This window comes from Arthrobacter oryzae, from assembly GCF_030718995.1.
GTDB classification, from domain to species: domain Bacteria; phylum Actinomycetota; class Actinomycetes; order Actinomycetales; family Micrococcaceae; genus Arthrobacter; species Arthrobacter oryzae_C.
In genome coordinates, this window is sequence record NZ_CP132204.1 from 3,506,054 (window position 1) to 3,518,961 (window position 12,908).

The 12,908-nt window shown below is 66.0% G+C and carries 10 protein-coding genes; all 10 read left to right on the forward strand.

The window, feature by feature from the left end:
• The first annotated feature begins 83 nt into the window (after positions 1-83).
• The 10 genes from Q8Z05_RS15985 (at position 84) to Q8Z05_RS16030 (ending at position 12,890) form a co-directional block, all read left to right on the forward strand.
• Positions 84-2,060, forward strand: coding sequence for an APC family permease (locus Q8Z05_RS15985; RefSeq protein ID WP_305940573.1), 1,977 nt, complete (start codon positions 84-86; stop codon positions 2,058-2,060).
• Positions 2,057-3,430, forward strand: coding sequence for a class I SAM-dependent RNA methyltransferase (locus tag Q8Z05_RS15990; RefSeq protein WP_305940574.1), 1,374 nt, complete (start codon positions 2,057-2,059; stop codon positions 3,428-3,430). The genes Q8Z05_RS15985 and Q8Z05_RS15990 overlap by 4 nt, the downstream gene beginning before the upstream one ends.
• 154 nt (positions 3,431-3,584) lie before the next feature.
• Positions 3,585-6,395 (forward strand): aconitate hydratase AcnA, encoded by a 2,811-nt coding sequence (gene acnA / locus Q8Z05_RS15995; RefSeq protein ID WP_305940575.1) that lies wholly within the window; start codon positions 3,585-3,587, stop codon positions 6,393-6,395.
• 148 nt (positions 6,396-6,543) lie between these two features.
• Positions 6,544-8,517: a 1-deoxy-D-xylulose-5-phosphate synthase gene (dxs, locus tag Q8Z05_RS16000; protein WP_305940576.1), complete on the forward strand. Its 1,974-nt coding sequence runs from the start codon at positions 6,544-6,546 to the stop codon at positions 8,515-8,517.
• Positions 8,514-9,074, forward strand: a complete 561-nt coding sequence (locus tag Q8Z05_RS16005; RefSeq protein ID WP_305940577.1) for a DUF402 domain-containing protein — start codon at positions 8,514-8,516, stop codon at positions 9,072-9,074. The genes dxs and Q8Z05_RS16005 overlap by 4 nt, the downstream gene beginning before the upstream one ends.
• On the forward strand, positions 9,071-9,631 hold the full coding sequence (locus Q8Z05_RS16010) for a hypothetical protein (protein ID WP_305940578.1): 561 nt from the start codon (positions 9,071-9,073) through the stop codon (positions 9,629-9,631). Before Q8Z05_RS16005 ends, Q8Z05_RS16010 begins: the two co-directional genes overlap by 4 nt.
• 34 nt (positions 9,632-9,665) lie before the next feature.
• Positions 9,666-9,884 (forward strand): hypothetical protein, encoded by a 219-nt coding sequence (locus tag Q8Z05_RS16015; protein WP_305940579.1) that lies wholly within the window; start codon positions 9,666-9,668, stop codon positions 9,882-9,884.
• Positions 9,885-9,941: 57 nt separating this feature from the next.
• Positions 9,942-10,919, forward strand: a complete 978-nt coding sequence (locus Q8Z05_RS16020) for an aldo/keto reductase (RefSeq protein WP_305940580.1) — start codon at positions 9,942-9,944, stop codon at positions 10,917-10,919.
• The gene (locus Q8Z05_RS16025) at positions 10,919-11,941 is read left to right on the forward strand and encodes a nucleoside hydrolase (protein WP_305940581.1); all 1,023 of its coding nucleotides are present in this window, start codon (positions 10,919-10,921) and stop codon (positions 11,939-11,941) included. Before Q8Z05_RS16020 ends, Q8Z05_RS16025 begins: the two co-directional genes overlap by 1 nt.
• Before the next feature lie 127 nt (positions 11,942-12,068).
• Positions 12,069-12,890 (forward strand): ECF transporter S component, encoded by an 822-nt coding sequence (locus tag Q8Z05_RS16030; RefSeq protein ID WP_305940582.1) that lies wholly within the window; start codon positions 12,069-12,071, stop codon positions 12,888-12,890.
• Positions 12,891-12,908 lie beyond the last annotated feature (18 nt).

A 12,908-nucleotide genomic window follows, 5' to 3' on the forward strand; every position in this document is an offset into this window, starting at 1 on the left:
CCGTGCCTCCTCAGTCTTTTCCCCGTTGCTGCGTACGACTCTACCGTCATGACATCGCGTCCGAATCAGACTAGCTTTGTGGAGTGCTGACTATATTGAATGCCGCGAAGCGGGTGCTCGTGGGGAGGCCCTTCCGGAACGACCGGCTGGCCCACACCCTGTTGCCTAAGCGGATCGCGCTTCCGGTCTTCGCCTCAGACGCCCTGTCCTCCGTGGCCTATGCACCCGATGAAATCCTCCTGACCCTGGCACTGGCGGGTGTGAGTGCGGTGGCGTTTTCCCCCTGGGTGGGCCTCGCCGTCATGGTGGTCTTGCTCACAGTGGTGGCCTCCTACCGCCAGAACGTGCACGCCTACCCGTCCGGCGGCGGCGACTATGAAATAGCCAACGTCAACCTCGGCAAGCATGCGGGGCTGACGGTCGCATCGGCGCTGCTGGTGGACTACGTGCTCACCGTGGCCGTCTCCATGTCCTCGGCGGCAACGTACCTCACCGCCGCCGTGCCCGCGCTCCACGGCCAGCAGGCCCTGATAGCCACCGTGGGAGTGGTCATCCTGGCGCTGGTGAACCTTCGCGGCATCAAGGAGGCCGGAAGCCTTTTCGCCGTCCCGACCTACATCTTCATGGCGTCCATCCTCGGCATGACCGCCGTTGGCATCTTCCAGGCAGCCACCGGGCAGTTGGGCGAGGCCCCTTCCGCGAATTTCACGATTGTTCCCGCACCCGGTTTCGACGAGGGGCTTGTCGGGCTCGCCGGCGCCTTCCTGCTGCTCCGTGCGTTCTCCTCCGGTGCCGCCGCCCTGACCGGCGTGGAAGCGATCAGCAACGGCGTCCCCAACTTCCAGAAACCCAAGAGCAAGAACGCGGCCACCACCCTGCTCCTGCTGGGCGTCATCGCCTCGGCCATGCTCGCCGGCATCATCTACCTGGCCAACGCCACCAAAGTGCACATCGTGCTGGATCCGGCCACGGAATTCCTGGTCAACGGCCAGCCCCCGCCGGAGAACTACATCCAGAGCCCCGCCATCAGCCAGATCGCGCAAACCATCTTCGGGCCCGGCTCCCTGCTGTTCTACATCGTGGTGGCAGCCACCGGCGTCATCCTGGTTTTTGCCTCCAACACCGCGTTCAACGGCTTCCCGGTCCTCGGGTCCATCCTGGCCCAGGACGGCTACCTTCCGCGCCAGCTGCGCACGCGCGGAGACCGCCTGGCCTTCAGCAACGGAGTACTGGCCCTCGCGGCCGGCGCCCTGGTGCTCATCCTGTCGTTCAACGCCGACGTCACCAAGCTCATCCAGCTGTACATCGTCGGCGTCTTCATTTCCTTCACCGCCAGCCAACTGGGAATGGTGCGGCACTGGGGCCGTGAACTGAAGCTTGCCCGGGACAAGGCCGTGCGCCTCCGGATGCTCAAGTCACGCACCATCAACATGATCGGCTTCGGCATGACCGCGCTGGTCCTGACGATCGTGCTGATCACCAAGTTCGAGCAGGGTGCCTGGATCGCGCTGCTGGCGATGTTCGTGCTCTACCTGATCATGTGGAGCATCCACGCGCACTACGACAACGTGGCCAAGGAGCTGGCCGTGGACGAGGACTCCTCGCCCCGCGCCCTTCCGTCCCGGGTTCACGCCGTGCTGCTGGTATCCCATGTCCGCAAGCCCGTACTGCGGGCACTCGCCTACGCCCGTGCGTCGAGGCCCTCGCGGCTCGATGCCATCACCGTGGACATCAACTCCGAGGAAACCGCGCACACACTGGCTGACTGGGAGAAACTGGAAATTCCGGTACCGCTGACCGTCCTCGCCAGCCCCTACCGGGAAACCGTGACTCCCATCATGGAATACGTGAAGAACATGCGGCGGGACTCGCCCCGCGACCTCATCGTGGTGTACATCCCCGAGTACGTGGTGGGCAAATGGTGGGAACAACTGGTCCACAACCAGACCGCACTGCGTATTAAAACCCGCCTCCATTTCGAGCCGGGAGTCATGGTGGCCAGTGTGCCATGGCAGCTCAAATCGTCCGAAGAAGCCAAGAAAATGCAGGATATCCAATGAACCCCGAGACCCAGACCCGCACGGACGCCGAGCTCGTGGTGGATGTCGGGCCCATCGCCCACGGCGGGCACTGTGTAGCCCGCCACGAAGGCCGCGTGGTGTTTGTCCGCCACGCCATTCCCGGCGAGAAGGTCCGGATCCGCCTGACCGACGCCGGCGACGGATCGAAGTTCTGGCGTGCCGACGTGGTGGAAGTGCTCGAAGCGTCGCCGGACCGCGTGCCCCACTTCTGGCACCTGGCGGATTCCCGGCGGGCGTGGTCCCACGGCCACCCCCCGGTGGGCGGCGCAGAACTGGGCCACATATCGCTGGAACGCCAGCGAAGCCTCAAGGCTGACGTCCTGGCGGAACAGCTGAAGCGGCTCGCCGGCGTCGAACGCGTCACCGGGGTGGAAGCCGTCGGGGGAGGCAGCGCCACAGGCAGGGACTCAGGCGGCGAAGCCGGCAGCGACGCCGGGCTGGGCTGGCGGACGCGGGCCAGCTTCGCCGTGACGCCCGCCGGCAGGCTGGGCATGCACGCGCATCGCTCCGATCACGTCATTGCCATCCGCGAAATGCCGCTGGCTGTTCCCGGCATCAACGGGCTCAGGCTGTGGGACATCGATCTTCAGGGCATTGACCGCGTGGAGGTGGCGGCCCCCGCCAACGGATCGCGCCCGCTGGTGCTGCTGGCCCCGGCCGCCGGCACCCGGGCCAAGCGACTCGGCACGATCCTCGCGCAGCTGCCCGAAGAGGTCTCGGTGGCCAGCTTCGACCCCGCCAAGGGCGAGGTCCTGCAGCTGCGCGGCCGCACGTGGGTCCAGGAGTCGGCCGCCGGGCACGAATACCGGGTCACGGGGGATGGCTTCTGGCAGATCCACCGGGACGCACCGGACACCCTCGTCGGGGCGGTCAAGGATTTCCTGCACGACGGCGGCTACCTGGAGCCGGGCGCCGTGGTGGCCGACTTGTACGCCGGGGCGGGCCTGTTCACAGCCGCACTCGCGGACGCCGTCGGTGTGACCGGCTCCGTACTGTCCGTTGAGGGTGCTCCGGGCACCAGCCGCGATGCGCGGAAGAACCTGCACGGGGCGCCGCAGGTGGAGATCGTGCAGGGGCGGGTGGAACGCGTCCTGCGCCAGAAACCCCGCAACTTCGATGCAGTGGTGCTTGATCCGCCACGCGCAGGGGCGGGCAAGGCGGTGGTCAGCCAACTGATCGCCGCAGGTCCCCGGGCCATCGCCTACGTGTCCTGCGATCCGGCGTCGTTCGCCCGGGACCTGGGGTACTTCCGGGAGGGCGGCTGGCAGCTTGCAGGGCTCCGCGCGTTTGATCTGTACCCGCACACCCACCACATGGAGACAGTGGCGTTGCTGACGCCCCCGGCCTGATGTGACTAGGATGGGCGTAGTAGTCCCACGTCGCGCGCCGAATTCCCGGCTGACCCCATGCTCTTTTGTAAGGCCTTGTACTAATTAGGATGACCTAACTAGCAAGCGGTCTACCGCGCGACAAAGATGAAACTGTTGCGAGAGGAGTCCTGCGATGAGCATTGTGGACAGCTTCGGTTCAAAAGGCAAACTTAATGTAGCCGGTACCGAATACGAAATTTTCCGGTTGAACTCCGTTGAAGGTGCAGAAAACCTTCCGTTCAGCCTCAAGGTATTGCTTGAAAACCTGTTGAGGACCGAGGACGGCGCGAACATCACGGCCGATCACGTCCGAGCACTGGCCGGCTGGGACCCCAGCGCCGAGCCCGACACTGAAATCCAGTTCACGCCGGCGCGCGTGATCATGCAGGACTTCACTGGCGTGCCCTGCGTTGTGGACCTTGCCACCATGCGTGAAGCAGTCAAGGAACTTGGCGGCGACCCCAAGCGGGTCAACCCGCTGGCACCTGCCGAAATGGTGATTGACCACTCCGTGCAGATCGACGCCTTCGGCAACTCCGGCGCACTGGAGCGCAACATGGAGATCGAGTACCAGCGCAACGGCGAGCGGTACCAGTTCCTGCGGTGGGGCCAGACCGCGTTCGACGACTTCAAGGTCGTCCCGCCGGGAACCGGCATCGTGCACCAGGTCAACATCGAGTACCTGGCCCGCACTGTGATGACCCGCGAAGTTGACGGTGCGCTTCGTGCGTACCCGGATACCTGCGTCGGCACCGACTCGCACACCACCATGGTCAACGGCCTGGGCGTGCTGGGCTGGGGCGTGGGCGGCATCGAAGCCGAAGCCGCCATGCTGGGCCAGCCCGTGTCAATGCTGATCCCGCGCGTTGTGGGCTTCAAGCTGACGGGTTCCATCCCGGCCGGCGCCACCGCCACCGACGTCGTCCTCACCATCACCGAGCAGCTGCGCAAGCACGGCGTCGTGGGCAAGTTCGTGGAATTCTACGGCGAAGGTGTGGCGGCAGTGCCGCTGGCCAACCGCGCCACCATCGGCAACATGAGCCCGGAGTTCGGCTCCACTGCCGCCATGTTCCCGATCGACGACGTCACGCTCGACTACCTGCGCCTCACCGGCCGCTCCGAGGGGAACGTCGCCCTCGTGGAGTCCTACGCGAAGGAACAGGGCCTCTGGCACGATCCTTCCAAGGAGATCAAGTTCTCCGAGTACCTCGAGCTGGACCTGTCAACGGTTGTTCCCTCCATCTCCGGCCCGAAGCGTCCCCAGGACCGCATCGAGCTCACGGATGCCAAGGAGCAGTTCCGCAAGGACATCCACAACTACGTGACCATTGAAGACGGCAGCGTGGACGAGTCGCTGGAAGAGTCCTTCCCGGCTTCCGACCCGCCCTCCTTCACGCACGCTGACTCCCACACCACGGAAACGGCCCGCGTTGAGTCTGCCGCCAACGGTGCCGAGGGACGTCCGTCCGTTCCGGTGCATGTTGTCACTGCGGATGGCCGCGAGTTTGAGCTGGACCACGGCGCGGTGTCCATCGCCTCGATCACGTCCTGCACCAACACGTCCAACCCGTCCGTGATGCTCGCCGCCGCACTGCTGGCCCGCAACGCCGTGGACAAGGGCCTTGCCGCGAAGCCGTGGGTCAAGACCTCCGTGGCCCCCGGCTCCAAGGTGGTCACCGACTACTACGAGAAGTCCGGCCTCACCCCGTACCTGGAGAAGCTCGGCTTCTACATCGTGGGCTACGGCTGCGCCACCTGCATCGGCAACTCCGGCCCGCTGGACGCCGAAATCTCCGAGGCCATCCAGGCCAACGACCTTTCCGTCACCGCCGTGCTGTCCGGCAACCGGAACTTCGAAGGCCGCATCAACCCGGACGTCAAGATGAACTACCTGGCCTCGCCGCCGCTGGTCATCGCCTACGCCCTGGCCGGAACCATGGACTTCGACTTCGACACCGACGCCCTGGGCCAGGACGAAGCCGGAAACGACGTCTTCCTGAAGGACATCTGGCCGAACCCGGTCGAGGTCCAGCAGGTCATCGATTCCTCGATCGACAAGGAAATGTTCGCCCGCGGCTACGAGGGCGTCTTCGACGGCGACGACCGCTGGAAGGCCCTCGACACCCCCGCCGGCGACACCTTCGCCTGGGACGAGAAGTCCACGTATGTCCGGAAGCCCCCGTACTTCGAAGGCATGAAGGCCACGCCGGAGCCCGTCACGGACATCACCGGTGCCCGCGTGCTGCTCAAGCTCGGCGATTCCGTCACCACCGACCACATCTCCCCGGCCGGTTCCTTCAAGTCGGACACGCCTGCCGGCCAGTACCTGCTGGCCAACGGAGTGGAGCGCAAGGACTTCAACTCCTACGGTTCGCGCCGTGGCAACCACGAAGTGATGATCCGCGGCACGTTCGCGAACATCCGCATCAAGAACCAGCTGCTCGACGGCGTCGAGGGCGGCTTCACCCGCGACTTCAGCCAGGCGGACGGACCCCAGGCGTATGTTTACGACGCCGCCCAGAACTACCAGGCAGCCGGCACCCCGCTGGTGGTCCTGGCAGGCAAGGAATACGGCTCCGGCTCGTCCCGTGACTGGGCAGCCAAGGGCACCGCGCTCCTGGGCGTCAAGGCAGTCGTGGCCGAAAGCTACGAGCGCATCCACCGCTCCAACCTGATCGGCATGGGCGTCCTGCCCCTGCAGTACCCGGCCGGCGAATCAGCCGCAACCCTGGGCCTCACCGGCACGGAAACCTTCGCGGTTGAGGGCGTGACCGCCCTCAACGAAGGCACCACCCCGAAGACCCTCAAGGTCACCGCTACGGCTGAAGACGGCTCCGCCAAGTCCTTCGATGCGGTCCTCCGCATCGATACCCCGGGCGAAGCGGACTACTACCGCAACGGCGGCATCCTGCAGTACGTGCTGCGCCAGATCTCCGCCAACTAACGGCAGGGTTCCATACCGGCATCAGCGAAAGCCCCGGCCCGTCATTGACGGGCCGGGGCTTTGCGTTGCGGGAGGTCGGTCCCTGCGTCCGCACCGCCTGTGAGGCGTTAGAGTTAAAAGGCATGTCTACCACCCGAAGGAGGCCCCGTTGGGAATCTTGGACACCATCCGGAATCCGCAGGACCTGAGCAAGTTGACCGAAGAACAGCTGTCCCAGCTGGCTGCGGAGGTCAGGAGTTTCCTGATCGGCAACGTGTCGCAGACGGGTGGCCACCTCGGACCGAACCTCGGCGTGGTGGAACTGACCATGGCCGTACACCGCATTTTCGATTCTCCCCGGGACAGCATTGTCTTTGACACCGGGCACCAGTCCTACGTCCACAAACTCCTCACCGGACGCCATGACTTCAGCACGCTCCGCCAGGAAGGCGGCATGTCCGGCTACCCGGACCGGGCCGAATCCGAGCACGACATCGTGGAAAGCTCCCACGCCTCCTCGTCACTGTCCTGGGCCGACGGCATCTCCCGCGCCCGGCAGCTGACCGGCGACGGCGACCGCTACGTGATCGCGGTTGTGGGCGACGGCGCCCTGACCGGCGGCATGGCCTGGGAAGCGATCAACAACATCGCCGCGGACAAAAAGCGCCGCGTGGTCATCGTCGTCAACGACAACGGCCGTTCCTATGCGGCCACGGTGGGCGGCTTCGCCGACTACCTCGCTTCCTTGCGTCCCACCATCGATTCCTTCCGGGCCGCCCCGGCCTACGAGGGCACCCTCGACTGGTGGAAGCGGAAGCTGCAAAACGGCGGACCCGTGGGCCAGTTCACCTACCGTAGCCTGCACGCCATGAAGAAGGGCATCAAGGACTGGTGGGCGCCGCAGGGCATGTTCGAGGACCTTGGCATGAAGTACATCGGCCCCGTGGACGGCCACAACCTCCAAGCCATGGAGCACGCCCTCTCCACCGCCAAGAACTACGCCGGCCCGGTGATTGTGCATGCGATGACCGAGAAAGGCCACGGCTATGCGCCGGCCCGCGCCCACGAGGCTGACCAGTTCCACGCCGTAGGCATCATCGATCCCGAAACCGGGGAGCCCACCGAGGCGGGCGGCGCCCAGTCCTGGACGTCGGTCTTCGCCGATGAAATCGCAGCCATTGCCGATGAGCGCAAGGACATCGTGGGGATTACCGGTGCCATGCTCATTCCTGTTGGCCTGCACAAGTTCGCCGCGCGGCACCCGGACCGCGTCTTCGACGTCGGGATTGCCGAGCAGCACGCCCTGACCTCGGCGGCCGGCATGGCCTTCGGCGGGCTCCACCCCGTGGTGGCCGTCTACGCAACCTTCCTGAACCGTGCCTTCGACCAGCTGCTGATGGATGTTGCCCTGCACAGGGCAGGAGTCACCATTGTGCTGGACCGCGCCGGTGTCACCGGCCCCGACGGCGCCAGCCACCACGGCATGTGGGACATGGCCATGGTGCAGATCGTTCCGGGCCTCCACCTCGCAGCGCCCCGCGACGCCACCAGGCTTCGGGAGGAACTCCGCGAAGCCGTGGCCATCAAGGACGCCCCCAGTGTGGTCAGGTATTCCAAGGGGAACGTGGGCGCCGAAGTGGAAGCCCTCGAACGGCTCAGCGACGGCGTGGATGTCCTGGCCCGCCGCCCGTCGGGCTCCAGTGAAAACGACGTGCTGATCGTGAGTGTGGGGGCCATGTCCGAGCTCGCCCTGGACGTATCCAACCGGCTTGGCGCGCAAGGCATCAGTTCCACTGTGGTGGACCCCCGCTGGCTGTTGCCGGTCCGGAAGTCGATCATTGCGCTGGCTGCCCGCCACCGGCTGGTCATCTGCATCGAAGACGGCGTCCGCGCCGGGGGTGTGGGCTCCCGCATCCGGCAGGAAATGCGCGCCGCAGGGGTGGACACCGCCCTCAACGAAGTGGGGCTTCCGGTAGAGTTCCTGGACCACGGAACGCGCGCGCAGGTGCTGGAACGCGTCGGATTGACGGCCCGCCAGATCACGCACGACGTCGTTGCGCAGGTTTTGGGGACCAAGGTGCCTTTCGCGCGTCCCCTGCCCGGCCAGGAGCACCCGACTACGGGCAGCCTGCCGAAACTGTGATTCCGCACGAGGCCACACCTCCCGAGAGCCTCAAACCGGGAGACCTGGTGGTGGCGCGGAACCGGAAATGGGACGGCGGCGCCCACTGGGTGGTGCCGGGCAGCTACCTCGGCGAGGACCGCCACGGCTGGTGGATCTTCCAGCCGGAGGGATCATTCATCTCACGGCCCGGAGCGGCTTTTCATGCCAGGTCCGACGCCGTCCTGCTCGTGCCGCGGAACGGCGACTACGTCGCCACCTTCTACGACGACACCTATCCCGGAGACTTCCGGGTGTACGTGGACCTCGCCGTGGGCCACGGCTGGAACGGCATCCGGCCCGGCACCTTTGAGTTCCACGTCATCGACATGGACCTCGACGTGATCCGGTCCGTGGCCCGGGGAGTCTACATCGACGACGAGGACGAATTCGCCGAACACCAAGCGAGCATGGAGTACCCGCGGGACCTTGTGGACCGCATGCTCGAGGAAACAGAACAGCTTTACCAGGCCGTCAAGGCACAACACGCACCGTTCGACGGCACAGACGCCGAGTGGTTCAGGAGAGGACGGGCATGAGCGGAATTATCAGGGTCTACAAACGCGACGACGAAGGGGTCCTGCTGTTCCGGGAAGCCTGGTTTGATGAGGACTATAGCCAGTTCGTGATGAATCACGGCGTAGTGGGCCACCAGAGCAAGACGGACGAAACCGACGTCGCCGACGCCGCGGCGGCCGAAGGCCTGATGGACGCCTTCGCGGTGCAGTGTGCGGAGGACGGCTATGCCGAGATTCCCGACGAGGAACAGTTTTGGGTGGTGGCCCAGTACGCCCTGAAAACCAAGGACGGCACCGACCGCGACCGCTACCTGGAGGAAAAAGCCAAGGACGCCCTCATCAGCCATCTTGCCTGGCGCGGGCTGGGCACCGTGGAACGGTCGGAATTTGGCAACGCCAAGCTCAACATCTTCTGCCTGTGCCCGGACGTCAACAAGGCCGTCAACGCCATCAAGGTCTGCATCCGCGGCGAGGACCTGGACTTCACCAAACTCAGCATCGCTGCGGCGCCGTTCGGGGACCCGGAGGCGTTTAAGCTCAAGCACTCGCCGAAACCTGCTTCGGGCTTTACCCTCTAAGAGGGGGCAACCGACTTTCTGGGAGGCATCCGCTATGACGCGTAAATCCGTTCAACCAGGCCACACCCCGATTCCCCACGGAATCGGCGCGCCTGCCCGCCGGGCCATGGCCCACGCAGGACTGGAAACCTTGGAACAGGTTGTCCAGTTCGGCAGGCGGGAACTCTCGAAGTTGCACGGAATGGGCGTCAAAACCATGGCCCAGCTTGAGGATGCCATGGACGAGCACGGACTCGAGTTCCCCGCCACCTGACAGGCGCTCCGGATGCCGCCGTCCGGACCGTCGGCGCGGCCGTTATAGGCTGAATTCATGACTGAATACCGCCGTGTGGGAAATTCCGGATTGACCGTCTCCGTCGTGGGACTCGGCTGCAACAACCTCGGCCGGGCCAACACGGTGACGGAGTCGCAGGAGGGGACCGACGCCGTCGTGCATGCCGCCCTGGACGCGGGCATTACGCTTTTTGACGTCGCGGACACCTACGGCCGGGAGCCCGGGCTCAGCGAAACCATGCTGGGCAGGGCCCTTGGCGGCCGGCGCGGGGACGCGATCGTTGCCACGAAGTTCGGCATGGACATGCGCGGAGCCAACGGCAACGACTTCGGCGCCCGCGGATCACGCCGCTACATTGTCCAGGCCGCCGAGGCCTCCCTGCGGCGGCTCGGGACCGACTGGATCGACCTCTACCAGTTCCACACTCCGGACCCGTCGACCCCCATCGACGAAACACTTGCCGCCCTGGATGATCTCGTGACCAGCGGTAAGGTCCGCTACCTCGGCCACTCCAACCGGGCCGGCTGGCAGATCGCCGAGGCCGAATTCGTAGCCCGTGCCCGCGGAGGGGCGCGCTTCATCTCCACCCAGAACCACTACAACCTGCTGGACCGGCGCGCCGAGCTCGAAGTCACGCCCGCCGCCGAAGCCTACGGCCTGGGCGTGCTGCCGTACTTCCCGCTGGCCAACGGCCTGCTGACCGGCAAGTACGCGCCGGGCAAGGCGCCGGAGGGCTCGCGCCTCAGCCACACCCGGACCAATTTGGTGAACGACGCCGACTGGGACCAGCTGGACAAGTTCAGCGCCTTCGCCGCGGAGCGCGGCCTCAGCGAAATCCAGGTGGCATTCTCCTGGCTGGCGGCCCAGCCGTCCGTCAGCAGTGTGATTGCGGGCGCCACCAGGCCCGAACAGGTCCGCGAAAACGCCGCCGCTGCAGCATGGGTGCCCAGTGCTGACGAACGTGCCGAGCTGGACGCGATCTTCCCCCGCACGCCCAAGGTGGCACTCTTCTGATGCATTCGGTCCTGATGGACGTTGACACCGGGATCGACGACGCGCTGGCCCTGGTGTACCTCCTGTCCCGCCCCGATGTGCGGGTGCAGGCCATCACCTGCACGGCCGGAAATGTGGGGGCGCGGCAGGTTGCGCTGAACAACCTGGCCCTCCTGGAGCTGTGCGGTAACCCGGGAATCGAGGTGGCCGTCGGAGCAGAGGTGCCGCTGGAGATCCCCCTGGTCACCACGGAGGAAACCCACGGGCCGCAGGGGATCGGCTACGCCGAGCTGCCGCTGCCCGCGCAACAGATCTCCGCGCGGCATGCCGTGGATGTGTGGGTGGACGAGGTGCGAAAGCACCCCGGCGAAATCACCGGCCTCATCACCGGCCCGCTGACCAACTTCGCCCTCGCCCTTCGCCGGGAACCGGAGCTGCCCCGCCTGCTCAAGGGGCTGGTGATCATGGGCGGCTGTTTCTACTACCAGGGCAATACCACCCCGACGGCGGAATGGAACGTCTCGGTTGACCCGCATGCAGCGAAGGAAGTGTTTGCCGCCTACCGGGGCCTCCCGGAGGACAAGCTGCCGGTGGTGTGTGCGCTGGAGACCACCGAGCTGATTGAGATGCGGCCCGAACACCTGCAGCGGCTGGCCGAAGCGGCGGGCACCGGGCCGGAACGTGTGCTGCCGGAGCAGCCTGAGGGCCTCCGGAGCCAGTCCGGCAACAAGCTGGTGGCGTGCCTGTCCGATGCCATCCGCTTCTACATGGAATTCCACCGGCTCCACGACCAGGGCTTCGTGGCCCACGTGCACGACGCCTTCGCTGCCTGCGTGGCCGTGGGGCGCACCGACGTGGCCACGGCACTGGCAACGGTGGATGTCGAAACCCGGTCCCCGCTGCTGGTGGGCACCACGGTGGCTGATTACCGCGGGCTGTGGGGCCTGCCGCCAAACGCCCGGATCGTCACGTCAAACAACCCGGAACAGTGCTTCGATGAGCTGATCGGTTCGGTGGGGGCGCTGGCCGGCCGGCTGGCCTAAGATGGTAGCTGCGCCGAGGTGACATAGGCGCGTGTTTGCCGATCCGGATACCCGCGTCCCGCTGAGCACAGCCCGCGGGACACAGCCGGCAGAACGCAGCCCGCAGCCACAGCCAAAAGGAACAGCCATGTCACAGCAATCCCGGACCCTTGCCGCCCCTGGACAGGCGGCGGTCCGCAACCGTCGCCTGCTCGAAGTCCTCGGTGCTGTGTCCATTGCAGCCACTTTCGTTTTCCTCGTCCTCACGCAGCCGGCCGACATCACGAACGGGCTGGCGAGCGGTTCCACCCTGGTGGCGCTGGGCGGGTTCCTGCTGGGAGCCATCCTCCTGATCGTCGGCGTGCTGCCGACCCTTCCCACGTCCACGCTGGTGCTGATTCCGGTGGCCCTCGTCCTGAATATTGCGCTCGGGCAGATCATGGGTTCCACCGGCCTGCCGTTCTATTTTGACGCGATCGGCACCGTCCTCATCGCCGTTCTTGCGGGTCCTGCGGCCGGGGCGGCAACGGGCGCCCTCAGCAGCGTCGTCTGGTCCTTCATCAACCCCACGGTGCTGCCCTTCGCAGCCGGGGCGGCTCTCATCGGTTTCCTCGCGGGACTGGCTGCGCGCTCCGGACTGTTCCGCCGCTTCTACCTGGCCCCGGTGGCGGGTTTCGTCACGGGCATCCTGGCCGGCGTCGTCTCCGCTCCCATCGCGGCCTTCGTTTTCGGCGGCACGTCCGGCGTCGGTACCGGCGCAATCGTCGGGGCCTTCCGGGCCATGGGCGATACCCTCCTGGCCGCCATCACCAAGCAGGCACTCATTTCGGACCCCATGGACAAGGCCATCGTCTTCGCCGTTGTCGCCATGCTGGCCTACGCCCTGCCGCGCCGGACCACGCTGCAGTTCGCGTTCGTGCGGCGCTACAACGTGCTCGCCGGCAAGAAGCAGGAAACGCCGGACGCCTGATTCCGTGCCTGCCCGCCT